20 protein-coding genes are annotated in these 25,236 nt (G+C 72.5%); 11 read left to right on the top strand and 9 right to left on the bottom strand.

From position 1 onward, the window contains the following. Positions 1-39: 39 nt before the first annotated feature. The 4 genes from ilvD to ACH4S9_RS40220 all read right to left on the bottom strand — a co-directional run bounded on the left by ilvD (position 40) and on the right by ACH4S9_RS40220 (position 4,598). On the bottom strand, positions 40-1,890 hold the full coding sequence (gene ilvD / locus ACH4S9_RS40235) for a dihydroxy-acid dehydratase (RefSeq protein WP_311727208.1): 1,851 nt from the start codon (positions 1,888-1,890) through the stop codon (positions 40-42). A 171-nt stretch (positions 1,891-2,061) separates the two neighbouring features. After that, a complete protein-coding gene (locus ACH4S9_RS40230) occupies positions 2,062-2,697 on the bottom strand; it encodes a TetR family transcriptional regulator (RefSeq protein WP_311727207.1) in 636 nt (211 codons plus the stop codon). Continuing rightward, positions 2,694-3,593: a sugar phosphate isomerase/epimerase gene (locus tag ACH4S9_RS40225; RefSeq protein WP_311727206.1), complete on the bottom strand. Its 900-nt coding sequence runs from the start codon at positions 3,591-3,593 to the stop codon at positions 2,694-2,696. Before ACH4S9_RS40225 ends, ACH4S9_RS40230 begins: the two co-directional genes overlap by 4 nt. 75 nt (positions 3,594-3,668) lie before the next feature. Next, positions 3,669-4,598: a Ppx/GppA phosphatase family protein gene (locus ACH4S9_RS40220; RefSeq protein ID WP_311727204.1), complete on the bottom strand. Its 930-nt coding sequence runs from the start codon at positions 4,596-4,598 to the stop codon at positions 3,669-3,671. A 94-nt stretch (positions 4,599-4,692) separates the two neighbouring features. On the opposite strand from ACH4S9_RS40220, the gene ACH4S9_RS40215 reads away from it, so the two are divergent. Beyond that, complete coding sequence (locus tag ACH4S9_RS40215; protein WP_311727203.1) at positions 4,693-5,628, top strand: hypothetical protein; 936 nt, start codon at positions 4,693-4,695, stop codon at positions 5,626-5,628. Between the two features lie 26 nt (positions 5,629-5,654). Here the strand turns inward: ACH4S9_RS40215 and ACH4S9_RS40210 are convergent, their stop codons facing one another. Beyond that, a complete protein-coding gene (locus ACH4S9_RS40210) occupies positions 5,655-7,589 on the bottom strand; it encodes a sigma-70 family RNA polymerase sigma factor (RefSeq protein WP_398376662.1) in 1,935 nt (644 codons plus the stop codon). A 200-nt stretch (positions 7,590-7,789) separates the two neighbouring features. Here ACH4S9_RS40210 and radA point away from each other — a divergent pair, with 200 nt between their 5' ends. Then, positions 7,790-9,217, top strand: a complete 1,428-nt coding sequence (gene radA, locus ACH4S9_RS40205) for a DNA repair protein RadA (RefSeq protein ID WP_311727201.1) — start codon at positions 7,790-7,792, stop codon at positions 9,215-9,217. 236 nt (positions 9,218-9,453) lie between these two features. Then, positions 9,454-10,512: a DNA integrity scanning diadenylate cyclase DisA gene (gene disA, locus ACH4S9_RS40200; RefSeq protein WP_311727229.1), complete on the top strand. Its 1,059-nt coding sequence runs from the start codon at positions 9,454-9,456 to the stop codon at positions 10,510-10,512. A gap of 282 nt (positions 10,513-10,794) precedes the next feature. On the opposite strand, the gene ACH4S9_RS40195 is transcribed toward disA, so the two are convergent. Both ACH4S9_RS40195 and ACH4S9_RS40190 read right to left on the bottom strand, forming a co-directional pair. Continuing rightward, positions 10,795-11,649 (bottom strand): hypothetical protein, encoded by an 855-nt coding sequence (locus ACH4S9_RS40195; RefSeq protein WP_311727200.1) that lies wholly within the window; start codon positions 11,647-11,649, stop codon positions 10,795-10,797. Positions 11,650-11,783: 134 nt separating this feature from the next. After that, positions 11,784-12,467, bottom strand: a complete 684-nt coding sequence (locus ACH4S9_RS40190) for a response regulator transcription factor (RefSeq protein ID WP_361193534.1) — start codon at positions 12,465-12,467, stop codon at positions 11,784-11,786. A gap of 180 nt (positions 12,468-12,647) precedes the next feature. On the opposite strand from ACH4S9_RS40190, the gene ACH4S9_RS40185 reads away from it, so the two are divergent. The 5 genes from ACH4S9_RS40185 (at position 12,648) to cseC (ending at position 17,289) form a co-directional block, all read left to right on the top strand. Further along, complete coding sequence (locus ACH4S9_RS40185; RefSeq protein WP_311727198.1) at positions 12,648-13,601, top strand: A/G-specific adenine glycosylase; 954 nt, start codon at positions 12,648-12,650, stop codon at positions 13,599-13,601. A gap of 239 nt (positions 13,602-13,840) precedes the next feature. Further along, positions 13,841-14,533, top strand: a complete 693-nt coding sequence (locus ACH4S9_RS40180) for a SigE family RNA polymerase sigma factor (protein ID WP_398376659.1) — start codon at positions 13,841-13,843, stop codon at positions 14,531-14,533. 50 nt (positions 14,534-14,583) lie between these two features. Continuing rightward, positions 14,584-15,270, top strand: coding sequence for a hypothetical protein (locus ACH4S9_RS40175; RefSeq protein WP_358848778.1), 687 nt, complete (start codon positions 14,584-14,586; stop codon positions 15,268-15,270). Between the two features lie 9 nt (positions 15,271-15,279). Then, positions 15,280-15,984 (top strand): two-component system response regulator CseB, encoded by a 705-nt coding sequence (gene cseB / locus ACH4S9_RS40170; protein ID WP_311727195.1) that lies wholly within the window; start codon positions 15,280-15,282, stop codon positions 15,982-15,984. A gap of 6 nt (positions 15,985-15,990) precedes the next feature. Continuing rightward, a complete protein-coding gene (gene cseC, locus ACH4S9_RS40165; protein ID WP_311727194.1) occupies positions 15,991-17,289 on the top strand; it encodes a two-component system sensor histidine kinase CseC in 1,299 nt (432 codons plus the stop codon). A 95-nt stretch (positions 17,290-17,384) separates the two neighbouring features. Here cseC and ACH4S9_RS40160 read toward each other — a convergent pair whose 3' ends face one another. Further along, positions 17,385-19,022: an MDR family MFS transporter gene (locus tag ACH4S9_RS40160; protein ID WP_311727193.1), complete on the bottom strand. Its 1,638-nt coding sequence runs from the start codon at positions 19,020-19,022 to the stop codon at positions 17,385-17,387. A gap of 159 nt (positions 19,023-19,181) precedes the next feature. On the opposite strand from ACH4S9_RS40160, the gene ACH4S9_RS40155 reads away from it, so the two are divergent. After that, positions 19,182-19,802, top strand: coding sequence for a helix-turn-helix domain-containing protein (locus ACH4S9_RS40155; RefSeq protein WP_311727192.1), 621 nt, complete (start codon positions 19,182-19,184; stop codon positions 19,800-19,802). 54 nt (positions 19,803-19,856) lie between these two features. Here the strand turns inward: ACH4S9_RS40155 and ACH4S9_RS40150 are convergent, their stop codons facing one another. Next, a complete protein-coding gene (locus ACH4S9_RS40150) occupies positions 19,857-20,660 on the bottom strand; it encodes a M23 family metallopeptidase (protein WP_361186691.1) in 804 nt (267 codons plus the stop codon). Between the two features lie 565 nt (positions 20,661-21,225). Between ACH4S9_RS40150 and ACH4S9_RS40145 the strand changes: the two genes are divergently transcribed. Together ACH4S9_RS40145 and ACH4S9_RS40140 are read left to right on the top strand one after the other, a co-directional pair. Next, positions 21,226-24,291 carry an NACHT domain-containing protein gene (locus ACH4S9_RS40145; protein WP_398376658.1) on the top strand — a complete coding sequence of 1,022 codons (3,066 nt, stop codon included), beginning with the start codon at positions 21,226-21,228 and terminating at the stop codon, positions 24,289-24,291. 29 nt (positions 24,292-24,320) lie between these two features. After that, positions 24,321-25,211 carry a GNAT family N-acetyltransferase gene (locus ACH4S9_RS40140; protein ID WP_398376656.1) on the top strand — a complete coding sequence of 297 codons (891 nt, stop codon included), beginning with the start codon at positions 24,321-24,323 and terminating at the stop codon, positions 25,209-25,211. Positions 25,212-25,236 lie beyond the last annotated feature (25 nt).

The following is a 25,236-nucleotide window of genomic DNA, read 5'->3' as shown; positions in this document are numbered from 1 at the left end:
AGGAGGCCGCCCCGGCCGAACAGCCGAGGCGCGGGGTGGCTAGCCGAGCTTGCTGACGTCCCGCACGGCGCCCTTGTCGGCGCTGGTGGCCATCGCCGCGTACGCCCGCAGCGCGGCGGACACCTTGCGGTCGCGGTTCTTCGGCGCGTACACGCCGCCGAGGGCCGCGCGCCGGGCCGCCAGCTCCTCCTCGCTCACCAGCAGCTCGATGGTGCGGGCCGGGATGTCGATGCGGATCCGGTCGCCGTCCTCGACCAGGGCGATGGTGCCGCCGGAGGCCGCCTCGGGCGAGGCGTGGCCGATGGACAGGCCCGAGGTGCCGCCGGAGAAGCGGCCGTCGGTGATCAGCGCGCAGGCCTTGCCCAGGCCCCGGCCCTTGAGGAAGGAGGTGGGGTAGAGCATCTCCTGCATGCCGGGTCCGCCCTTGGGGCCCTCGTAGCGGATGACGACGACGTCGCCCTCCTTGACCTGCTTGCCGAGGATCTTCTCGACGGCCTCTTCCTGGGACTCGCAGACCACGGCCGGGCCCTCGAAGGTCCAGATGGACTCGTCGACGCCGGCGGTCTTCACCACACAGCCGTCCTCGGCGAGGTTGCCGTGCAGGACGGACAGGCCGCCCTCCTTGGAGTAGGCGTGCTCGTTGTCGCGGATGCAGCCGTTCTCGGCGTCGGTGTCGAGGGTGTCCCAGCGCTCGGACTGCGAGAAGGCGGTCGCGGAGCGCACACAGCCGGGGGCTGCGTGGAAGAGCTCCACGGCCACGGCGGAGGGCGAGCCGCCGCGGATGTCCCACTGCTTGAGCCAGTCGGCGAGCGACGACGAGTGCACGGTGTGCACGTCCTCGTTGAGCAGACCGGCCCGGTACAGCTCGCCCAGGATCGCGGGGATGCCGCCGGCCCGGTGGACGTCCTCCATGTAGTAGACGCCGCCGGGGGCGACGTTCGGGGCGACCTTCGCCAGGCAGGGCAGGCGGCGGGAGAGCCCGTCGATGTCCTTCATGTCGAAGTCGAGCCCGGCCTCCTGGGCGGCGGCGAGCAGGTGCAGGATCGTGTTGGTCGAGCCGCCCATGGCGATGTCGAGGGCCATGGCGTTCTCGAACGCGGCGCGGGAGCCGACGGCGCGCGGCAGGACGGTCTCGTCGTCCTGCTCGTAGTAGCGCTTGGTGATCTCCACGACGGTGCGGCCGGCGGTCTCGTACAGCGCCTTGCGGGCGGTGTGGGTGGCCAGCACCGAGCCGTTGCCGGGGAGGGACAGGCCGATCGCCTCGGTGAGGCAGTTCATGGAGTTCGCGGTGAACATGCCGGAACAGGAGCCGCAGGTCGGACAGGCGTTGTCCTCGATGCGGGCGATGTCCTCGTCGGAGACGCTGTCGTTGACGGCCTCGGAGATCGCGGTGATCAGGTCGAGCTTGCGGACGGTGCCGTCGACCAGGGTCGCCCGGCCCGACTCCATGGGGCCGCCGGAGACGAAGACGGTGGGGATGTTCAGCCGCATCGCGGCCATCAGCATGCCGGGCGTGATCTTGTCGCAGTTGGAGATGCAGATCAGCGCGTCCGCGCAGTGCGCCTCGACCATGTACTCGACCGAGTCGGCGATCAGGTCGCGGGAGGGCAGCGAGTAGAGCATTCCGCCGTGGCCCATGGCGATGCCGTCGTCCACGGCGATGGTGTTGAACTCGCGCGCGATGCCGCCCGCGGCGTGAATCGCCTCGCTCACGATCCGGCCGACCGGCTGGAGGTGGGTGTGGCCGGGCACGAACTCCGTGAAGCTGTTGGCGACCGCGATGATCGGCTTGCCGAAGTCCTCGCGCGCTACGCCCGAGGCCTGCATAAGGGCTCGGGCGCCCGCCATGTTGCGGCCATGGGTGACGGTGCGGGACCTCAGCTCGGGCACGGTGCTCCACTCCCTCGTTTCCGGGTTGTCCCGGTGGTACGGGTTCTTGAGTCTTCTGAGCGTACGCCTACCACCGGGAAACGGACGGACCGTCCGGATCCCAAGACGCGCGGCTCAGTCCTCGGGCAGCCCCTCGTACTGACCCCGGGCTGCTCAGCGCATCGAGGTGGCTCAGTCCTCGGCCATGTAGCGCTGGAGCGTCGGCCCCACCATGGCGATGATGTCCTCCACCGGCGCGGAGGCCATCGGCTCCATCCGGACCACGTACCGCAGCATCGCGATCCCGATGATGTGCCCGGCCGCCAGCTGCGCCCGGAACTCCGGGTTCGGCACATCCAGCTCGTCCGCCATCCGCAGCAGCAGCCGCCGCTCGATCATGCCCCGCAGGACCGCGGCCGCCGCCTCGTTGGTCAGCGCGGAGCGCATCACGGCCAGCAGCGGCAGGCGGGTGACGGGGTTCTCCCAGACGCCGAACATGAAGCGGGCCATCCGCTCGCCCGCCCCGTCCCGGCTGCCGCCTTGCACCGCGTCAGGGGCGCCCATGGTGGGCGCGAAGATCAGCTCGACGGCCGCCCCGAAGATCTGGTCCTTGGTGCCGAAGTAGTGGTGGACCAGGGCCGGGTCCACCCCCGCGGCCTTCGCGATGCCGCGGATCGAGGTCTTGTCGTAGCCACGCTCGGCGAACTCGTTGCGCGCCGCGGTCAGGATCCGGTCGCGGGCGGCGGGTACGTCGGCGGCGCCCTCGGCACGGGGCGGACGGCCGCGGCGGCGCGGAGCGGGGGACTGCGCGGGCAGGGCCGGGGTCACGGGCCGGGCACCGCCCCGGTGGACGAGGCGGGCGAGTCCGGCGCGGCGGCCGGGCCCGCTGAGCCGGCCGCGCCCGGTGCGGCGGCCGCGTTCGCCGAGGCGAGATGGAGCCGGGTGAAGGCCAGCGCCTCCGCCAGGTCGGCCTCGCGCTCGGCCGTGGACATGGCCCGCCGGGTGTTGACCTCGACCACCACATTGCCGTCGAAGCCCGTGGCGGCCAGCCGCTCCAGCAGCTCGGCGCACGGCTGGTTGCCGCGCCCCGGCACCAGGTGCTCGTCCTTGTTGGAGCCCATGCCGTCGGCGAGGTGGAGGTGGGCCAGCCGGTCGCCCATCCGGTCCACCATGCCGAGCGCGTCCGTACGGGCGGTCGCCGTGTGCGAGAGGTCGATCGTGAAGTGGCGGTAGTCGTCGTGGGTGACGTCCCAGTCGGGCGCGTACGCGAGCATCTCCCGGTCGCGGTAGCGCCACGGGTACATGTTCTCGACAGCGAACCGCACGTCCGTCTCGCCCGCCATCCGCCAGATTCCGCGTACGAACTCCCTGGCGTACGCGCGCTGCCACCGGAAGGGCGGGTGGACGACGACGGTGGAGGCGCCGAGCTTCTCGGCGGCCGCCTTCGCGCGCTGTAGCTTCACCCACGGGTCGGTCGACCACACCCGCTGAGTGATCAGCAGGCATGGCGCGTGCACCGCGAGAATCGGCACCTCGTGGTAGTCGGAAAGCCGGCGCAGCGACTCGATGTCCTGGCTGACCGGATCGGTCCACACCATGACCTCGACACCGTCGTAGCCCAGGCGTGCGGCGATCTCGAAGGCCGTCGCCGTCGACTCCGGATAGACCGAGGCCGTGGACAGCGCGACCTTCGCATCCGGGATGCGCACCACTGGCTCTGTCACGAGGGACAGGGTACGGCGCTCCCCCGGACGGCTAAACCGCCACCGCTCGCGACGGCGCGAGCGGTGTGAGCGGCATCACCCCGGGAGGTGGTCCAGACGGCGCAGGATGACGCCCTCGCGCAGCGCCCACGGGCATATCTCCAGCGCGTCCACCCCGAACAGATCCATCGCGCCCTCCGCCACCAGCGCCCCCGCCAGCAGCTGCGGCGCCCGGCCCTCGGAGACCCCCGGCAGCTGCTCGCGCCTGTCGACGGGCATGGCGGCCAGCTTCGGCACCCACTGCTCCAGCGCCTGGCGGGTCAGCCGGCGCTGTATGTACAGGCCCTCGGTGGAGCGTGCCGCGCCCGCGATCCTGGCCAGCTGCTTGAACGTCTTGGACGTGGCGACCACGTGGTCGGGGGCGCCGTGGCGGCTGAAGTCGCCGACGATCCGGGCGATCTGCGCCCGTACGTGCCGTCGCAGCGCCCGTACCTCCTCCGGGGCGGGCGGGTCGCCGGGCAGCCAGCCGGCCGTCAGCCGGCCCGCACCCAGGGGCAGCGAGACAGCCGCGTCCGGCTCCTCGTCCATCCCGTACGCGATCTCGAGCGAGCCGCCGCCGATGTCCAGGACCAGCAGCTTTCCGGCCGACCAGCCATACCAGCGGCGGGCCGCGAGAAAGGTGAGCCTCGCCTCCTCCTCACCGGTCAGGACGCACAGCTCCACCCCGGTCTCCTCGGCGACGCGGGCCAGCACCTCGTCGGCGTTGGCGGCCTCCCGGACGGCGGAGGTGGCGAAGGGCAGCACATCCTCGACGCCCTTGTCCTCGGCGGCCTGAAGCGCCTCCTTGACCACCGCGATCAGGCGGTCGACGCCGTGGGAGCCGATGGCCCCGCCGTCGTCGAGCAGCTCCGCAAGCCGTAGCTCCGCCTTGTGCGAGTGGGCGGGCAGCGGGCGTGCGCCGGGGTGCGCGTCCACCACGAGCAGGTGGACCGTATTCGAACCCACATCCAGGACACCGAGTCTCATGGCCAGAACGCTACTGCGCGGATCGCCTGGTCAGGTACGGGTCCCGGCCCTGACCCGCTCCTCGTAAGCATCCGCGTGGGCATACGCTTGGCCCGTGGCAAAGACGAAAAAGGCGAAGCAGGACAAAGTCCGGAAGCGGCGTCCCGAGGCCGGGCAGCAGGCCGTGGCCGACGCTGCCGAGGACGAGCCGGTCATCGCGTTCGCTCCGGACCTCGCGGACACGTCGGGCGGCCCGGTATCGGGCGGCCCGGCGTCCGCCGACCTTGCGTCGGACGCCGATGACGAGGTCGGCCTGGACTTCGCCCGCGCCTGGGTCGAGTTCCCGGACCCCGCCGACGACGAGCAGGTCTTCCGCTGCGATCTGACCTGGCTGACCTCGCGCTGGACCTGTGTTTTCGGCCAGGGCTGCCAGGGCATCCAGGCGGGGCGCGCGAGCGACGGCTGCTGCACGCTGGGCGCGCACTTCTCGGACGAGGACGACGAGAAGCGCGTCGGCCGCCACGTGGCCCGGCTCACCCCGGACATCTGGCAGTTCCACGACGTGGGGCACGAGACGGGCTGGACCCAGTCCGGCGACGAGGACGACGAGCGCCAGACCCGCCGCTACGAGGGCTCGTGCATCTTCCAGAACCGGCCGGGCTTCAAGGGCGGCGCGGGCTGCGCGCTGCACATCCTGGCGCTCAACGAGGGCCGCGAGCCGCTGGAGACCAAGCCGGACGTCTGCTGGCAGCTGCCGATCCGCAGGTCGTACGCCTGGATCGACCGGCCCGACGACACGCGCGTGCTGGAGATCACCATCGCCGAGTACGACCGGCGCGGCTGGGGCCCGGGCGGCCATGACCTGCACTGGTGGTGCACCTCGGCGACCTCCGCGCACGGCGGCGGGGAGCCGGTGTACGCCTCGTACCGGGCGGAGCTGACGGAGCTCATGGGCAAGGAGGGCTACGACCGGCTGGCCGAGCTCTGCGAGCAGCGGCTGGCCTCCTCGCTCCCCCTGGTGGCCCCGCACCCCGCCGATCCGGTGGGCTAGGCCGGCGGTCGGGTGAGCCGGGTGGCCTAGGGCTTCGAGTGCTCCGGTCGTGGGCCGGAGGGGGCCCGGGACGGGTCGCTCGTCGGCGGCGTGGGCCCGCCGGGCGAGTCCGAGGGCTCGGGTGTGGGCTCGGGCTCGGCGCCGCGCCCCTCGATCACCACCACCGCCGCCGCCGGCCCCACCCTGACCCGCGCGCTCCAGTGCCCGGGCGGCTCGCGGTCCCCGTCCACGGACACGTTGATCGTCGTCGTCTCGCCGGGCCGCAGCACCCCGGCGGTGTGGCTCAGCTGGAGCCAGGGCGCGTCGGCTGCCGCCGACCAGCGCACCGGGGCGCCGCCCGAGGCCCTGAGCCTGATGACCGTGACCTCGCCACTGGGCTGTGCCTCGACCGTCAGCCGCCCCGGGCCCGGCTCGGTCCGCCCATGGCCCGATCCGGACCCGGGGCCGGACCCCGGCCGGCCGCCCGCGCCGCCGGGCGTGCCTCGCGGGCCCGGCGCCCGCTCGCCCGGCGCGGTGCCGGACCGTTCCGCCTTCCCGTCTCCGTCCCGGTCGCCCTTCCCGTGGCCCTCCCCGGCCCCGCCGACGACCTCCGCGGACGCGTCCGGCGACTGTTTACCCGCGGTGCCGCCGCGGCCGGGTTTCAGCCGCGAGCGGGAACGGTCCTGCGCGCTGCCCGCCGGGCCGTACGGGCGGCCGGTCTGCTCGCCGCGGGCGTCGCCTGACCGGTCGGGGGTGCGCTCGGCCGTGCCGTCCGCGTTGGCGGCGGCCACGGAGTCCGTGTCGTGGTCGTCGCCCGCCGTCGGGGTGCCCCGATAGGCGGCCCACAGCGCGAGCACCGGGGCCGCCACCACCGAGGCGACCACCGTCGTGGTGAGCACGCGGCTGCGCAGCCGGCTGCGGCGCGCCGCCTGCTCCTTGGGATCCATGGGGAAGCCCCGCCGGTCGAAGCGCGGCCGGGCGCTCAGGGCGCGCGCCGGGCGCGCGCCGGGCGCGCCCACCATCGCGGCGTGCACGGCGGCGCGCGGCGCCTCCAGGACGGGAAGGGCCGCGGGCGCGGCCGCCGTACCGGGCCAGGGGCCGCCCGCGGTAGCCCGCTCGGCCATCCCGCGGCACTCACGGCAGTCGTCCACATGACGTACGAGCTCACGGCGCAGCGCGGCGGAGAGCAGCACCTGGGTGTCGCCGGCCAGCCGGGAGACGACGGGGCAGTGGCCGAGCTCGACCACGGCGAGCGCGGCGCGCGTCCGCTCCACCTCGCACGCGGCGCTGGCGAGCAGGGCGCGGGTCTCATCGCGCTCCTTGCCGAGCGCCGCCGCGACCTCGTGCGGGCTGAGCCGGTGGCGCACGGCGAGCTCCAGCGCCTCGCGCTGCTCGGGAGTGGTCCCGGCGGCCTCGGGCCACGCGAGCGCGGCCAGCTCGCGGCGGCGCCGCGCGGCGGTGGACGAGGCCGGTCCGGCCGGGGGCGCGGACGCACCCGGGACGCGCCGGTCGCGGTGGCGCCGCTGGGCGGGCACCTCCGGCGGCCGGGGCCGGCCGACGGCGCGCTCGTGCTCCTCGGCGCCGGTGGGCCCGTCGGGGACCTTGGCCTCCTCCCGGTCCCCTCGGTCGCCGGGACCTCTCAGATCCTTCAGCTCGGTGAGCTTGCGCAGGCAGGCCCAGCGTGCGAGGGCGTAGAGCCAGGGCCGCCGCAGATCGCCCTCGGCGGCCACGCGCCCCCGCCCCCGGCCGTGCTGCCGCTCGGCGACGGCGAGCGCCTCGCCGAGGGCGGCGGTCGCGGCGTCGTGCTCGCACAGGACCGACAGGCAGTACGTGAACAGGCCGTCCAGATACGGTTCGTAGCGCGCCGGGGGATGCTGCGGGCGCGCGGCGGAGGCGCGCGACGCGCGGCGCGGCGCGCCGGATGCGCGGGACGCACCGGATGCGCCGGGCGAGTGTGTCGAGTGCTCGGGCCTGCTGCTCATCACTCGGCGACGGTAGGCGGATGATGCAGGCTCCCTCGCGCTTCTTGCGCTGTTTTAACCCTTACGGGTGACCATCTCCCTCATAAGGGGACAGGTGTCCTCCCAACGCGCCCCGGATCTGCTAAGCGCGGCCCGCCCACGCGTACCACCCGCCCCCGCCCGTGCACACGGCTGTCGGTGCCCGGCGCTAGCGTTACGGCATGGCTGCCCGTAGCTCCTCCCGTTCGTCCGCCAAGGACCGGCCCTCCTACCGCTGCAAGGAGTGCGGCTGGACCACCGCCAAGTGGCTCGGCCGCTGCCCGGAGTGCCATGCGTGGGGCACGGTCGAGGAGTTCGGCGCGCCCGCGGTGCGGACGACCGCGCCCGGCCGGGTCACCTCGGCGGCCCTGCCCATCGGGCAGGTGGACGGCCGTCAGGCCACCGCCCGCTCCACGGGTGTGGACGAGCTCGACCGCGTCCTGGGCGGCGGCCTGGTCCCGGGCGCCGTGGTGCTGCTGGCCGGGGAGCCGGGGGTCGGCAAGTCGACGCTGCTGCTCGACGTCGCCGCCAAGGCCGCCAGCGACGAACACCGGACCCTCTACATCACGGGCGAGGAGTCGGCGAGCCAGGTGCGGCTGCGCGCCGACCGCATCGGCGCGCTGAGCGAGCATCTCTACCTCGCCGCCGAGACCGACCTGTCGGCCGTCCTCGGCCATCTCGACTCCGTCAAGCCGTCCTTGCTGATCCTGGACTCCGTCCAGACCGTCGCCTCCCCCGAGATCGACGGCGCGCCCGGCGGCATGGCCCAGGTCAGGGAGGTGGCGGGGGCGCTGATCCGGGCGTCCAAGGAGCGCGGGATGTCCACGCTCCTGGTCGGCCATGTGACGAAGGACGGCGCCATCGCGGGCCCCCGCCTCCTGGAGCACCTGGTGGACGTCGTGCTGCACTTCGAGGGCGACCGCCACGCCCGGCTGCGCCTGGTGCGCGGTGTGAAGAACCGGTACGGGGCGACGGACGAGGTGGGCTGCTTCGAGCTGCACGACGAGGGCATCACCGGTCTCGCCGACCCGTCCGGGCTGTTCCTCACCCGCCGCGACGAGCCGGTGCCCGGCACCTGCCTGACCGTCACGCTCGAAGGCCGCCGGCCGCTGGTGGCCGAGGTGCAGGCGCTGACCGTCGACACCCAGATCCCGACCCCGCGCCGCACCACCTCCGGCCTGGAGACCTCGCGGGTGTCGATGATGCTCGCCGTCCTGGAGCAGCGCGGCCGGATCAGCGCGCTCGGCAAGCGCGACATCTACAGCGCCACGGTCGGCGGCGTGCGGCTCTCCGAGCCCGCGGCCGACCTGGCCGTGGCGCTCGCGCTGGCGAGCGCGGCCAGCGACACCCCGCTGCCGAAGAACCTGGTGGCGATCGGCGAGGTGGGCCTGGCGGGAGAGGTCAGGCGGGTCACGGGCGTGCAGCGGCGGCTGTCCGAGGCGGCCCGGCTCGGCTTCACCCACGCCCTGGTGCCCGGCGACCCGGGGAAGATCCCCGACGGCATGCGGGTGGTGGAGGTGTCGAACATAGGGGACGCACTGCGCGTACTGCCCCGCCGTAAGCGGGCCGAGCGGCCCGAACGGACGCCGGAGGAGGCGCCGCGCGGCTGAGGCCCTGCCTGGTGAACGCGGGCGCGGAAGCCGCGCTCCCGCCCCTGCCCACAGGCGTACGCCGGGAGACCCGGCGGGAGGGCGGTGACCGCCGGTAGACTTTGCCCTGGTCTCGCCCGTACGTAGCCCGCGCACCGGCACAGCAGGGCGGCCCGCGGCAGCGAATGACCTTGCGACGGAGGAGTGCAGTGGCAGCAGGCGACCGGGCAGCGGCTCCCGGCAAAGCCGACGGTCTGATGCGCGCCTCTCTGAGCGCCGTCGCCCCTGGCACGGCGCTGCGCGACGGCCTCGAGCGCGTCCTGCGGGGCAACACCGGCGGACTGATCGTGCTCGGCACGGACAAGACCGTCGAGTCGCTGTGCACCGGCGGCTTCGTGCTGGACGTGGAGTTCACCGCGACGCGGCTGCGCGAGCTGTGCAAGCTGGACGGAGCGCTGATCCTCGACAAGGACATCGCGAAGATCGTGCGGGCGGGCGTGCAGCTCGTTCCGGACGCCGCGATCCCCACCGAGGAGACCGGCACCCGCCACCGCACCGCGCAGCGCGTCTCCATCCAGACCGGCTTCCCGGTGGTGTCGGTCAGCCAGTCGATGCGGCTGATCGCCCTGTATGTGGACGGTCAGCGCCGCGTCCTGGAGGACTCGGCCGCGATCCTCTCCCGCGCCAACCAGGCGCTGGCCACCCTGGAGCGCTACAAGCTCCGCCTCGACGAGGTCGCGGGCACGCTCTCCGCCCTGGAGATCGAGGACCTGGTCACGGTCCGGGATGTGACGGCGGTCGCACAGCGGCTGGAGATGGTCCGCCGTATCGCCACCGAGATCGCCGAGTACGTGGTCGAGCTGGGCACCGACGGCCGTCTGCTGTCGCTCCAGCTGGACGAGTTGATCGCGGGCGTGGAGCCGGAGCGCGAGCTGGTGGTGCGGGACTACGTGCCCGAGCCCACCGCCAAGCGCACCCGTACGGTCCCCGAGGCGCTGGCCGAGCTGGACCGGCTGACCCACGCCGAGCTGCTCGAACTGGCCAATGTTGCCCGCGCCATGGGCTACAGCGGCTCCCCCGAGACCCTCGACTCCGCGGTGTCGCCGCGCGGTTTCCGGCTGCTGGCGAAGGTGCCGCGGCTCCCCGGCGCCATCATCGAGCGGCTGGTCGAGCACTTCGGCGGGCTGCAGAAGCTGCTCGCGGCGAGCGTGGACGACCTCCAGATGGTGGACGGCGTGGGCGAGGCGCGGGCCCGCTCGGTGCGCGAGGGGCTCTCGCGGCTGGCGGAGTCGTCGATCCTGGAGCGGTACGTCTAGCGGGCGCCTCGGTACGTCCAGCGGGCGCCCCGGTCCGGCGCCCGGCCCCTCCCTAGGCCCCGTCCGGGCCTAGGCCGTGTCCGCAAAGTCCCGCCGGGCCCGCGACGCCTGGCACGCTCCCCCAGCTACCGCTGGGGGTGCCCCCGCGCTGCGTTGTCGGGCTCGCCCAAGTACGCCCAGTACGAGGGCGACCCTCCGCCTTGCGATCGCACGCGCCCCCAGCTACCGCTGGGAGGTGCCCCCGCGCCGCGGGCTGATCCGACGCGACTTTGCGGACACGACCTAGCCCTTGTTGAGCACGAACGACACGCGCGCGGTGCCCAGCCCCTCCACCTTCGCCTCGACCAGGTACGTACCGGGCTTGGCCGACGCGTCGCCCGACGGCTTGGCGCAGTCCTCGGCGCTGCGCTTGCGGTCCCAGTCCACCGTGCGCTTGGTCTGGCCCTTGCCGGCCACCTCGACCAGCACGGACTTGCTGCCCTTCGGGCAGTCGTCGGACGCCCACACATGGTCGTTCTCGGCGTCCGTGATGGTCAGTGACGCCGCCGCGCGGCCGAAGTCCACCTTGCAGGCGGTGTCCGAGGAGTTCTTCACGATGATCTCGAACGTGGGTTCCTCGCCCGGCTCGTAAGTGTTCTTCACCCGCGAGTCCTTGACGCTGCGCACCGTCAGCTCGACCGCGCCCGGGGTGCAGGCGGCCAGGCTGGACCCGGCCGGGACGCTCTGCCCGTCCCCGATGCCGAGGGAGCCGCCGGTCCCGCCGCCGTCGCCGTCCGATCCCGCGGCGGACCCGTCACCGCCGGCGCCGCCCGTGTCGGTGCCGTCCCCGCTGCCGCCGCTGTCGGCGCCACCAGTGTCGTCGCCGCCGGTCCCGGCGTCGTCCGACTCGTCGCGCCCGCCCGGCCGTTGGCTGTTGACGGGCGTGGAGGAGGTGGGCCCCGGGGTGATGGTGCTCGCGGCGCCACCGCCGCCCGACCCCTTGCCCTCGTCCTTTCCACCGCCCCCGCCGGAGCCACCCCAGCCGAAGGCCCAGATGGCGAGCAGGAGGACGAGAATCAGAAAGGCCAGCGCAACAGCCCTCCGCCGCCAGTAAATGGAGGAGGGAAGCGGCCCGATCGGATTGCGCAGAGATCCCACGCGGAAACTCTACGAGAGATCCGCTCCGGTGCCCGCCAATAACCGCCGCTAGCTGCCCTACTTTTCTCATCATCCGACCGGATCCCGGCCGGACCCCGACCGGATCCCGGCCGAATCCACGGGAGAAGCGCGTCCTATCCGCCGTCTCCCGCGTCGGCGACCAGCCCCGCCTCGTACGCCACGATGGCCGCCTGGACGCGGTTGCCGACCTCCAGGCGGTCCAGGACCGCGCTGACGTACCCCTTCACCGTGCCCTCGACCAGGTGCAGCCGCCGCCCGATCTCCGCGTTGGACAGGCCCGCGCCGACCAGGGCCAGCACCTCGCGCTCCCGTGTGGTCAGGACCTCCGTGCGGGCGCGGGCCGCGGCACCGCGCGTCAGGCGCTCGCCGCCGAGTTCGGTGATGACGTGGCGGGCCACCTTGGGCGACAGAAACGCCGCGCCGCCCGCCACCGCCCGTACCCCCGCGATGAGTTCGTGCGGGTCGCCGGACTTCAGCAGAAAGCCGGTCGCGCCCCCGCCCAGCGCCCGGGAGATGTACGCGTCCTCGGAGAAGGTGGTGAGCATGGCGACCGCGGTGTCCGGCAGCGTGCGGCGGATCTCCTCGCACGCGGACAGCCCGTCCAGCCTGGGCATCCTGATGTCGAGCAGCGCGACGTCGGGGCGGTGGGCGCGCGCCGCCTCCACCGCCTCCCGGCCGTCGGCCGCCTCGGCGACGATCTCGATGCCGGGGCCGGCGGCCAGGACGGCCCGTACCCCGGCGCGGATCATGGCCTCGTCGTCCGCGAGCAACACCCTGATCGTCGGCTCGTTCCCCATCCGCATCCCCATCGGCGCCCGCCATCCCTATTCACTGCCGTTCAGCGGACTCAGACGCTACAAGCGGACGTACGCCGCCGCCCCTGACGAAAGTCAGGCCCGCCGGCCGGGCCTGACACGCCCCGAGCCGGCCCCGTGGTTTCCGGGGCGGGCGGCCGGCGTGCCAGGATCGTGGGTGACATGACTGCCATCCCCGCCGATTCCAAGCCCTCCGCCGACTCCGCCGAGACCGCGGGCGCAGGCGGCCCGGCCGGCCCCAGCGGGCCGGTCCTCCACAGCGCCGTCATCGACTGGTTCGACGGCCACGCCCGCGATCTGCCCTGGCGCCGCCCCGATGCCGGTCCCTGGGCCGTGATGGTCAGCGAGTTCATGCTCCAGCAGACCCCGGTGAACCGGGTGCTGCCGGTGTACGAGCAGTGGCTCGCCCGCTGGCCGAGCCCCGCCGACCTGGCCGCCGAGCCGCCCGGCGAGGCGGTCCGCGCCTGGGGGCGGCTCGGCTATCCGCGCCGCGCGCTGCGCCTGCACGGCGCGGCGGTCGCCATACGGGAACGGCACGGCGGCCGGGTGCCGAGCGACCACGCGGAGCTGCTGGCGCTGCCGGGGGTGGGCGAGTACACCGCGGCGGCCGTGGCCTCGTTCGCGTACGGGCAGCGGCACGCGGTCCTGGACACCAACGTCCGCCGCGTCTTCGCCCGGGCCGTCAGCGGCCGGGAGTTCCCGCCGGACGCCACGACCGCCGCCGAGCGCAAGGTGGCCCGCGCCCTGCTCCCCGACGACGAGCCGACCGCCGCCCGCTGGGCCGCGGCCACGATGGAGCTGGGCGCGTTGGTGTGCACGGCGCGCACGCCCCACTGTGTGCGCTGCCCGATCACCGCGCAGTGCGCCTGGCGGGCGGCCGGTTCCCCGGCGCACGACGGACCGCCGCGCCGCGGCCAGACCTACGCGGGGACGGACCGTCAGGTGCGGGGCAAGCTGCTCGCCGTGTTGCGGGAGGCGGTCGCGCCGGTTCCGCAGGCGGCGCTCGACAGGGTCTGGGACGAGCCGGTGCAGCGGGCCCGCGCGCTGGACGGGCTGGTCGCCGACGGCCTCGTGGAGCCGCTCGACGGCGGGCTCTACCGGCTGCCGCTGAGCTGACCCGCGCGGGCTTCCTTTCCCCGCCCCAAGTCGTTTCTGTGACAAGGCTGTGACAGGGCCACGACCCGACTCTGACACTCCGTCCGAACACCCCCGGCTGTTACACAACCTATGGGTAGCTGTGCATTCGCCGCAGGTCAGATGCACATGGTGTCGCAACAGCCGCTCCGTAGCGTCCTCTTCGTGCTCGGTGACCGCCGGGCACACAGGGTGGGAAAACGGCGGGATGGAGGCTGGCGATGTCCGGCAGCGGCAAGGTTCTGGATTTTGAAGAGTACGTACGCAACCGGCAGGACGCGCTCCTGCGCAGCGCCCGCCGTCTGGTCCCCGACCCGATCGAGGCACAGGACCTCCTCCAGACCGCGCTGGTGCGCACGTACGGCCGCTGGGACGGGATAGCCGACAAGTCGCTGGCCGACGCGTACCTCCGCCGCGTCATGATCAACACCCGCACCGAGTGGTGGCGCGCCCGCAAGCTGGACGAGGTCCCGACCGAGCAGCTGCCGGACGCGCGGGTCGAGGACGGCACCGAGCAGCACGCGGACCGCGCGCTGCTGATGGACATCCTCGGAGTGCTGGCTCCCAAGCAACGGAGCGTCGTGGTGCTGCGACACTGGGAGCAGATGACCACGGAGGAGACCGCGGAGGCGCTCGGGATGTCGACCGGCACGGTCAAGAGCACGCTGCACCGGGCGCTGGCCAGGCTGCGGCAGGAGTTGGAGAGCCGCGAGCTTGACGCCCGCGCGCTCGGCCGCCCGGAGGCCCGGGGCGGCGGCCAGGAGGGCGGCCAGAAGGGCGGTCGGGAGAGCAGCCGCGAGGGCGTCCGGGATCCACGCCCGCGCCGCCAGATCCCCCGGAACCACCAGATCCGCCAGACCCCGCAGGACCGGCGCCGAGGCCACGAGCGGGGGCAGGATCGGTGCGCGGCCTGATCAAGGCCTCTTCCAGCAAGGAAGCTCCCCGTAAGGACGCTCCACACAGGGTGGCTCCCCGCAGGGCCGCCCTGATCACGGGCGGCGCGGTCGTCGGCTTCGCCGCCGTCGGCGGGCTGGTGCTGGCCGGATGCGGCGACGCCGGCCAGGGCGTGCGCAAGGAAGGGCCGGCGCGTACGTCATGGGCCCCGGACAGCACCGACTCCCCGGAGTCGTATGTCCACGGCACCACCCCCTCCTCGACATCGACCCAGCAGAAGGTCGACGCCGTCGCGCTGGTCAAGAAGGACCCGAAGGTGAGCGAGCACCTGAAGGCGAGCCTGAAGCCGTGCAGCGCGAAGAGCGCCAAGAAGAGCGCGAAGAGGTCGGGGGGCTACCCGGTCGACGTGGCGTACGGCCGGCTCACCGGCTCCACCGCGTCCGATCTGGTGATCAACGTCATGACCTGCTCCGAGGGTTTCGGCATCGGCTCGTACGTGTACCGCAAGGTGGGCGGGACGTATGAGAACGTCTTTATGGACGAGCGCCTGCCCGTCTACGCCGACACCGTCAAGGGCAGCCTCCGCGTCACCAAGTTGATCTACGCCTCGAGTGACTCGGTGTGCTGCCCCTCGCGCCAGGATGTGACGACGTACCGGTGGGCCGACGCGCGTGGGCAGTTTCGCGTGGCCGACCACAAGGTCAGCAATGTGAACGAGGACGAGCTGCCCACGCCCGACGACGGAACGGAAGGCTGAAGTAAGGCCGTGGCCGAAACCCATGTGCTCTTCGTCGAGGACGACGATGTCATCCGCGAGGCCACCCAGCTCGCTCTGGAGCGCGACGGCTTCGTGGTCACCGCCGCGCCGGACGGGCTGACCGGGCTGGAGCGGTTCCGGGCCGACCGGCCCGACATCGCGCTGCTCGACGTGATGGTTCCGGGGCTGGACGGGGTGAGCCTGTGCCGCCGGATCCGCGACGAGTCCACGGTGCCCGTGATCATGCTGTCGGCGCGCGCCGACTCGATCGACGTGGTGCTCGGCCTGGAGGCGGGCGCCGACGACTATGTCACCAAGCCCTTCGACGGCGCGGTCCTGGTCGCCCGGATCCGCGCCGTGCTGCGCCGCTTCGGGCATGCGAGCGGACCGGGCCGGGGCGCGGAGCCGGAGCCCGAAGACCCCGAGGGCGGGGTGCTGCGCTTCGGCGACCTGGAGGTGGACCCGGAGGGGATGGAGGTCCGCCGGGCCGGTCAGCAGGTCGCGCTGACGCCGACGGAGATGCGGCTGCTGCTGGAGTTCTCGGCCGCGCCGGGCACCGTGCTCTCCCGCGACCGGCTGCTGGAGCGGGTGTGGGACTACGGCTGGGGCGGCGACACCCGGGTCGTGGACGTCCATGTGCAGCGGCTCCGGGGAAAGATAGGCCAGGACCGGATCGAGACGGTCCGCGGCTTCGGCTACAAGCTCAGGGGCTGAGCCCGGATGGTGAGGCTCGCTCTGCGCTCCGGACTGCGCTGGAAGGTCAGCCTGGCGATCGCGGCCGTGAGCGCGCTCGTCGCCATCGCGCTCAGCCTCGTCGTGCACAACGCCGCCCGCGTCTCGATGCTCGACAACAGCCGTGCGGTGATGGACGACCGGGTACAGGCCGCCCAGAAGTGGTACGAGAAGTCCGGATACCTCGGCTTCGGCGCGAAACTCGACGACCAGCGGCTTCCCGAGCAGCTGAAGAAGGAGGCCGCGCGCGGGCTGCGCGCCACCTACCTGGGAGATACCGGCGCCGCGGGCCCCGAGGTCTGGGCGTCGGTGCCGCTGCGGGACGGCCGGGTGCTGTCCGTGCACGCCCAGTTCAAGGACCGCGCCAAGATCCTGGGCGACCTGGACCGCGTCCTCGTCCTCGGCTCGGTGTCGGTGGTGCTGGGCGGTATCGCGCTGGGCGTGCTCATCGGCGACCAGCTCTCGCGGCGGCTGCGCAAGGCCGCCACCGCGGCCCGCAAGCTCGCCGAGGGCGACTCCGAGGTCCGGGTGCGGGACGCGATCGGCGGCCGGGTCCGGGACGAGACCGACGACCTGGCGCGCGCGGTCGACGGCATGGCCGAGGCGCTTCAGCAGCGGCTGGAGGCCGAGCGGCGGGTGACGGCCGATATCGCGCATGAGCTGCGCACCCCCGTCACCGGACTGCTCACCGCCGCCGAGCTGCTGCCGCCGGGGCGCCCGACCGAGCTGGTACGCGACCGGGCGCAGGCGATGCGCCAGCTCGTCGAGGACGTCCTGGAGGTCGCCCGGCTGGACGGCTTCGCGGAGCGCGCCGAGCTCCAGGAGATCGCCCTCGCCGAGTTCGTCACCCGCCGGGTGCGGGTCGCGGCCCCCGACGCCCAGGTCAGCGTGTTGCGCGACGCCCATGTCTCCACCGACCCGCGCCGCCTGGAGCGGATAATCGGCAACCTCCTGGCCAACGCCGCCCGGCACGGCAAGCCGCCCTTCGAGGTCACGGTGGAGGGGCGGGTGCTGCGCGTCCGCGACCACGGGCCCGGCTTCCCCGAGGCGCTGCTGAAGGACGGGCCGAGCCGCTTCCGCACCGGCAGCAAGGACCGGGCCGGGACGGGCCACGGCCTGGGTCTGACCATCGCGGCGGGCCAGGCGCGCGTCCTGGGCGCCCGGCTGACGTTCCGCAACGCGGAGCCGACGGCGGAGGGGCGGGAGGGCGCGGTCGCGGTGCTGTGGCTGCCGGAGTCCGCGCCCACGAACACGGGCAGCTTCCCGGTCATCGAGGTGCTGGACTGACCGGCCGGGCAGGGCCGTAACGCGTGAGGCGCGGCCGGTGCATCTCGCACCGGCCGCGCCTCACGCCGTTCGGGCTTCTCGCCCGTACCGCCGGGTCAGACCGCCTCGACCACCGGCGTCTGGTCGGCCGGGGCCTGGGCGTCGGCCTCCTTGGCCTTGGGGCCCGCCCCGCGCAGCGGGACCTCCTTGATGAACCAGGCCGCGAGGAAGCCGGCGATCGCGATCACCGCGCCCCACAGGAAGACCTGGTGCGCCCCGTTCGCGACCGCGTGGGTGTACGCGTCCCGGATCTCCGGGGGCAGCTTCGGGAGCATCGCCGGGTCGAGGTTGGCGCCGCCGGAGGTGACCGCCGCGCCCTTCTCCCCGGCCCGCTCGGTCATCGTGTCCTTCACCTGGTTGGTGAAGAGCGCACCGAGGATGGCGACACCGAAGGAGCCGCCGAGGGTGCGGAAGAGGGTGGCGGAGGAGGAGCCGACGCCCATGTCCTTCATCTCGACGCTGTTCTGCGCGATGAGCATCGAGGTCTGCATCAGGAAGCCCATGCCGGCGCCGAGCACCGCCATGTAGACGCCGGAGGTCAGGCGGGTGGTGCCGGTGTCCATCTGGGCCAGCAGGAACATGCCGGCCACCATCAGGCCGCCGCCGAGGATCGGGAAGATCCGGTACTTGCCGGTCTGGGTGGTGACCCGGCCCGCGATCAGCGAGACGACCAGCATGCCCAGCAGCATCGGGAGCAGCAGCAGGCCGGAGTTGGTGGCCGAGGCGCCCTGGACGGTCTGCTGGAAGAGCGGCAGGAAGGTCATCGACCCGAACATCACAAAGCCGGTGAGGAAGCCGATCACCGTGATGAGCGAGAAGTTGCCGTTACGGAATATGTGCAGCGGCAGCACGGGCTCGGCGACCCGGCGCTCGACGCCGACGAAGGCGATGAGCGAGGCGACCCCCAGCGCGCCGAGACCGATGATCTGGGCCGAGCCCCACGCGTACTCGTTGCCGCCCCAGGTGGTGATCAGCACCAGCGAGGTGATGCCTATGGTGAGGAGCGCCGCGCCGATGTAGTCGATCCGTGCCTGCGCGCGCTTCTTCGGCAGGTGCAGGACGGCGGTGATCGCGGCCAGGGCGATCGCGCCGAGCGGGACGTTGATGTAGAAGATCCAGCGCCATCCGAGGTGGTCGGTGAGGGTGCCGCCGACCAGCGGTCCGCCGATCATGGCCACGGCCATGACACCGGCCATCATGCCCTGGTACCGGCCGCGCTCCCGGGGCGGGACCAGATCGCCGATGATCGCCATCACACCGACCATCAGACCGCCCGCGCCCAGGCCCTGAAGGGCCCGGAAGCCGATCAGCTGCCCCATGTCCTGGGCCGCGCCGGACAGGGCCGAACCGGCCAGGAAGATCACGATGGACGTGAGGAACATGCCCTTACGCCCGTACATGTCGCCGAGCTTTCCCCAGATGGGGGTGGAAGCGGCGGTCGCCAGGGCGTACGCGGTGACCACCCAGGAGAGGTGTTCGAGCCCGCCGAGATCGCCGACGATGGTCGGCATCGCGGTGCCGACGATCATGTTGTCGAGCATCGCCAGCAGCATGGCGATCATCAGTGCGAAGATCACGACGCCGGTGGAACGGGGCTTGCGACCGGGCGGGGTCTGCGAGCCGGCTTCGGCCGCCTCCGCGCTGGGCTCTGGCGACGCGGTCGACGCTCCGCCTCCGGACTGATTCTGGGACATGATCTCCACTTCCCCCTGGGGTGCGGCGCTTTGTTGTGCCCGGCTACTTACTTGCCGCCCGGCTAGTTAAGTACAGTGGAGAAGGTACGACGCTAACTAGCCGGGCGTCAAGTAAGTTTTGTTCGGCCGCGCGCGGCCCCAGGACCACAGGAGAGCACCATGGGCAGCACACCGCAGGCGCGCCGGGGCGACACCCGGCAGCGCATCCAGGACGTGGCCATGGAGCTGTTCGCCGAGCAGGGCTACGAGAAGACCTCGCTGCGCGAGATCGCCGAGCGGCTCGACGTCACCAAGGCCGCGCTGTACTACCACTTCAAGACGAAGGAAGACATCCTCATCAGCCTGTTCCAGGACCTGGCCCGGCCGCTGGACGAGCTGCTCGACTGGGGCCGGCAGCAGCCCCGCACCCTGGAGACCAAGCAGGAGCTGGTACGCCGCTACAGCGTGGCCCTACAGAGCGCCCTCCCGCTGTTCCGCTTCATGCAGCAGAACCAGGCCGCGATGAGCCATCTGCGCCCCGGCGAAACCCTCAAGGACCGCATGATCGCCATGACGAACCTGCTGAGGGACCCCGACGCCGCGCTGCCCGACCAGGTCCGCAGCCTCAGCGCGCTCTTCGTCATGCATACGGCCATCTTCGCCATGCAGCACATCGAGGCCGACCCCGAGGACAAGCGGAAGGCCGTCCTCGAAGTCGCCCTCGATCTGCTGGCGCAGGCGCACCCGGGCGAACAGGCGCACCCGGGCGAAGGGGTTGGCGACGCCCCGGACGCGTCCTGACGGGCCCGCGTCCGGGGCGTGACTTGGGGGGGCCGGCGCCCGTGCGGCGACGCGTCAGATCTTGACGCCGTGCGCGCGCAGGAAGGCCAGCGGCTCGACGGCCGAGCCGTAGTTCGGCGTCTTGCGGATCTCGAAGTGCAGGTGCGGGCCGGTGGTGTTGCCGGTGTTCCCGGACAGGCCTATCAGCTGACCGGTCGTCACGGTCTGGCCCACCCACACCTTCACCTGCGACAGGTGGGCGTACTGGGAGTACGTGTTGTCGGCGTGCTTGATGACGATGGCGTTGCCGTACGCCGGGCCGTCACCGGCGCCGTTGCCGCCGGCCTTGACCACGACACCGCCGTGGACGGCGCGCACCTGGGTGCCGGACGGCACGACGAAGTCCTGTCCGCTGTGGTTGTGGGACCACAGGTTGCCCGCGAGGCCGAAGGCGGCGCCGATGTGGTACGAGGCGACCGGCGTCTCCCAGGAGAGGGCCTTGGCTTCTGCGGCCTTCTTGGCGGCCGCCGCGGCCTTCGCCGCGGCCTCCTGCGCCGCCTTCTTCTTCGCGGCCGCTTCCTCCGCCGCCTTCTTCTTCGCGGCGGCCAGCTCAGCGGCCTTCTTCTGCGCCGCGGCCTTCTCGTCCGCCGCCTTCTTCTTCGCCGCGGCCTCCTTGGCGGCCTTCTCGGCCGCCGCCTTCTTCGCGGCCGCCTTCTCGGCGTCGATCGCCTTCTGGAGGGCGTCGGCCTGCGCCATCACCGACTTGCCGACCTCACCGGCCGGGGTCACCGACAGCACGCTGTTGCTCTGCGACGTGTCCGCGGCGAGCGCGACCCCCGCGCTCAGCGCCAGCGAGGCACCCATTCCCGCGGCCAGCACGGCGGCGCGGGTACGCAGAACGGACTTGCCAGTTTTACGGGATTTGAGGTGCCGGGATTTGGCGCGCGGGGACATAGGGGGACTACCTCCAGAAACATGGGTGAGTCCCGGCCGGGGACCGGAACAGACGTTCTTTGGTAACCCGCCCGGGCCACGAGGCCAACCCCTGTCACTACTAATCCACGCCGTACGAAAAGCAGTCGCACCCGCAATTCGACCAGGGCCACGGACCCCGTCCGATATCCGTGATCACCCACCCAAGAATCCGGAACATCCACCTCCGCCCACCCCTCTGACCTGGCCAGACGCCACGTCCGGTGATCACATCGGGAATCTCGTACCACCGCGCGCGCCGTACGCGCGCCCCATAGTCGAAGGCACTCACTATTTTCCGTAGTAGGGCGCGAGTGATCTGTGGGCCATATCACCGCGCCATAAGATCGCCGATCGTCCGTCCCGGCCTTTCGATGTCCGTTTCGGGACCAAAGACCTTACGGCCCCGGTACGCTGTCCGATCAGAAGCCGTCGGCCGTCGCGCCGCACCAACCATCGGGGGGATGGGGACGTGGATCCCGCAACCATTGGCGCTCGCCTCACCTCGGCCGCCGTCACGCCGCTGATCAAGAAGCTCTTCCGGCAGGAGGGGCCCGGCGCGGGTCTGGTCGACAGGCCGGTCCGTGTCTCGGGGCTCGTCTCGTTCAAAGGCGAGAAGCGCACCCTGACGGAGAAGAACCTCCAGAAGATCGCCGCCGAGCTCGTCGCACAAGCCGTCCAGCACGCCGGACCGGGGGAACGGCCGTGCCCCGCCGACGAGGACGAGATCGTCGCCATGCACCTGGCGACCACGCTTCAGGCGCTGGGCGACCTCGACATGGACGATGTGCAGGCCGTGCGGCTCGGCCATGAGGCCCTCGCCCGGATGCTCATCGACGCCACCCTGGCCAAGGGCAACAAACTCTTCCTCAGCCAGGCCGCAACGGTGCTCTACCGACGTCTCGTGGACACCGCCTGCCTGCACATCCTGCACTTCTTCACCCAGCGCTCGACGTTTGTACCCCGCACCCTCGTCGAGCAGAGCGGCCAGCTGACCGACCTCATCACCAAGATCGACATCCTGATCGAGCGGATCCCCTCCCAGTCGGCCGAGGACGCGGGCTTCGAAAAGGACTACGCCGATTTCGTACAGAAGAAGTACGGGACGCTGACCATCGTCGGTATCGACCTCAGCCAGGCAGAGGCCAGCTGGCCCCTGGACGCGGCGTATCTGAGCCTGGAGGCGATCACCGCGGCGCGCGACCGGGCCCCGGCGGCGCTCGGCAGGGAGGTCGCCGCCCTCGACGGGGAGATCTCCGCCGGCCCCGAGGCCCCCATCCCCGCCGACCAGGCCCTGTCGGGCCACAGCCGGGTCCTGCTGCGCGGCGTCGCGGGCTCCGGCAAGACGACCCTCGTCCAGTGGCTCGCCGTCTGCGCCGCCGGCCAGGAGCCGCCGCGCGGCATGGAGCAGCTGATCGGCCGCGTCCCCTTCGTCCTGCCCCTGCGCACCATCGCCCGCCAGGACGCCCTGCCCACCCCCGACCGCTTCCTCGCCGCCGTCCACAACCCCCGCCACGGCGCCCAGCCCGCCGGCTGGGCCGATCGCGTGCTGACCGCCGGGCGCGGGCTGCTGCTCATCGACGGCATCGACGAGATCCCCGAGCCCGACCGGGAGCGCACCCGCACCTGGCTGGGCGATCTGCTCCTCGCCTACCCCGACAACCTCTGGCTGGTCACCTCGCGCCCCTCCGCCGTGGCCGACGACTGGCTGGGGGCCCAGGACTTCACCGAGTTCGCCCTGGCCCCCATGAGCCACGACGACCTCGGTGCCTTCATCGACCGCTGGCACGACGCCGCCCGCGCCACCTGCCGCAAGGCCGGGGAACGCGCCGCCCTCGACGGCTACCAGTCGGCCCTCCACACCGCCGTACGCACCAAGCCGGACCTCGGCCGACTCGCCACCAACCCCCTCATGTGCGGTCTGATCTGCGCCCTGCACCGCGCGCGCAACGGCTATCTGCCGCCCGGCCGCAAGGCGCTGTACGACGCGGCGCTGTCCATGCTCCTCACCCGGCGCGACACCGAGCGCCATATCTACACCCAGGGCGACGTCCAGCTCGACGAGGAGCCGCAGGTCCAGCTTCTCCAGCGGCTGGCCTACTACCTGATCCGCAACGGCGAGGCCGAGCTCGACCGCGCCCGGGCGGAGCGCATCATCGCCGACGCCCTCTCCTCCGTCCCCTCGGCCACCGCGCTCGGCGACGCCCCGCGCATCCTGAACCATCTGCTGTTGCGCAGCGGTCTGCTCCGCGAGCCGACGGTCGGCACGATCGACTTCGTCCACCGCACGTTCCAGGACTTCCTCGGCGCGAAGGCGGCCGTGGAGGAGGAGGACTTCGGGCTGCTCGTCGAGCACGGCGCCGACGCCCAGTGGGAGGACGTCATCCGCATGGCGGTCGCCCACGCCCGCCCGCGCGAACGGGCCAAGATCCTCAGCAAGCTGCTGGGCCGGGCCCGGGAAAACCCCCAGTCGGAGCTCCGCGTCTCCCTGCTCGCCCTGGCCTGCCTGGAGCACGCGCCCGATCTGAACTCCGAGGTGCGCGACGCCGTCACCGCGGACGCCCAGCGCTTCATCCCGCCCCTGAGCGCGTCGCGCGCCCGCGAGCTGGCCACGGTGGGCCCGCTCGTCCTGGAGCTGCTGCCGCCACCGGCCGACCTCACCGACGACCGGGCCTACTCCTGCGTGGTCGCCGCCTCCCACATCGGCACCGACGCAGCCATCCCCTATCTCTCCCGGTTCACCAACCACCCCGCGCTGCTCGTCCGTTCACAGCTCACCGCGAGCTGGGGGCGGTTCGACACCGAGCGCTACTTCACCGAGGTGATCGCGCGCCTCGCCCCGGACGATCTGTACTTCACGGCGGAGACGTGGGAACACCTGCGCCTCCTCGACAGCATGGGCGGCGTGTCCAAGCTCCAGCTGCGCGGCGACTTCGGCGAGGAGGAGCTCCGCACCAACCGCTCGCTCGCCCAGGTCACCCATCTGAGGCTGGACCGGAACGGTGCCCTCACCGACCTGAGCGCCCTGAGCCATCTGTCGGGCCTGCGCACCCTCGTCCTGACCAGGTGTTCCGGGGCCCATGACCTGACGCCGCTGTCCGCGCTGTCGCTCCGGAGCCTCGACTTCGCCCAGTCGCCGGCGAGGGGAGGGCCGTTCCCCAACGGTCTGAACACGCTGACGACGCTGAAACACCTGAAGATCGACATCAGCGTCGGCCGTCTCCCGTCGTCTCTCTTCCCCCACCAGATCACCTGGCTCGACCTGCACGTCTTCACACCGAGCCTGGACGCGGCCTGGATCGCCGAGGCTTTCCCGGAACTCCGCCAGCTGGGCATCACCTTCCGAAGCAGCGGCCCGGGCAGGGCCCGGCTCGACCTGACCCCCCTGGCCGCCCTTCCCGCCCTCGAGGCCGTCACCGTCGCCCGCGCGGAGATCACCGGCGCCGAATCGCTGACCGATGTCACCGTCACGGCACTCGACACCGTGCCATTGAGCACGGGGCTCCCAGCCGACCCCGCGGGGGCGGCTGAGGACTGACACCACGCTTCTCTGACTAGAGTCAGAGAATGGATGTGGCACAGATCGACCAGGTGCGGCGGTTCAACCGCACCGTCACCGAACGCGTGGGCGTGCTCCACGACCACTACCTGGGCCGCGACCGGCCCATCGGCGAGGCCCGGCTGCTCTGGGAGATCGGCGAGCAGGGCCAGGACGTACGGCGGCTGCGCGAACGCCTCGGGCTCGACTCGGGGTACGTCAGCCGGCTGCTGCGCGCCCTGGAGCGCGACGGCCTGGTGACGCTGGAGCCGCACCCGGAGGACAGACGCGTGCGCACCGTCCGGCTCACCGACGCGGGCCGCGCGGAGCGCGCCACGCTCGACCGCCGCAGCGACGAGCTGGCCGGCTCCCTGCTGGAGCCGCTCAACGACGCCCAGCGCGCCCGGCTGGTGGCGGCCATGGCCGAGGTCGACCGGCTGCTGACCGCCGCGACGGTCACCCTGGACGCGGTGGACCCGGACCACCCCGACGCCCAGCACTGTCTGCTGGCCTACTTCACCGAGCTTCAGGAGCGCTTCGAGACCGGCTTCGACCCCGCGCGGAGCCTGCTGCCCGACGCGGGCGAACTCCGTCCGCCGCGCGGCCTGTTCCTGGTCGCCCGGCTGCACGGCGAACCGGTCGGCTGCGCCGGCCTGAAGCTGCCGCCCGGCGCCCCGGCCGAGATCAAACGGATGTGGGTCGCGCCCCACACCCGTGGCCTCGGCCTGGCCCGCCGTTTCCTCGCCGAACTGGAGGCGCGGGCCGCCCGGCACGGACGCGACGTACTGCGCCTGGACACCAACAAGGCGCTCGACGCCGCGATCGGCCTCTACCACTCCGCCGGCTTCGCGGAGGTCCCGGCGTTCAACGACGAGCCGTACGCCCACCACTGGTTCGAGAAGCGGATCACCAAAGGCTGATCACCGAAGCCCACCGCCCTGCTCA

The organism is Streptomyces sp. NPDC021225, from assembly GCF_044332865.1.
GTDB lineage: Bacteria > Actinomycetota > Actinomycetes > Streptomycetales > Streptomycetaceae > Streptomyces.
The sequence above is the reverse complement of the archived record's forward strand: the minus strand, read 5'-3'. Positions and strand labels throughout refer to the sequence as shown.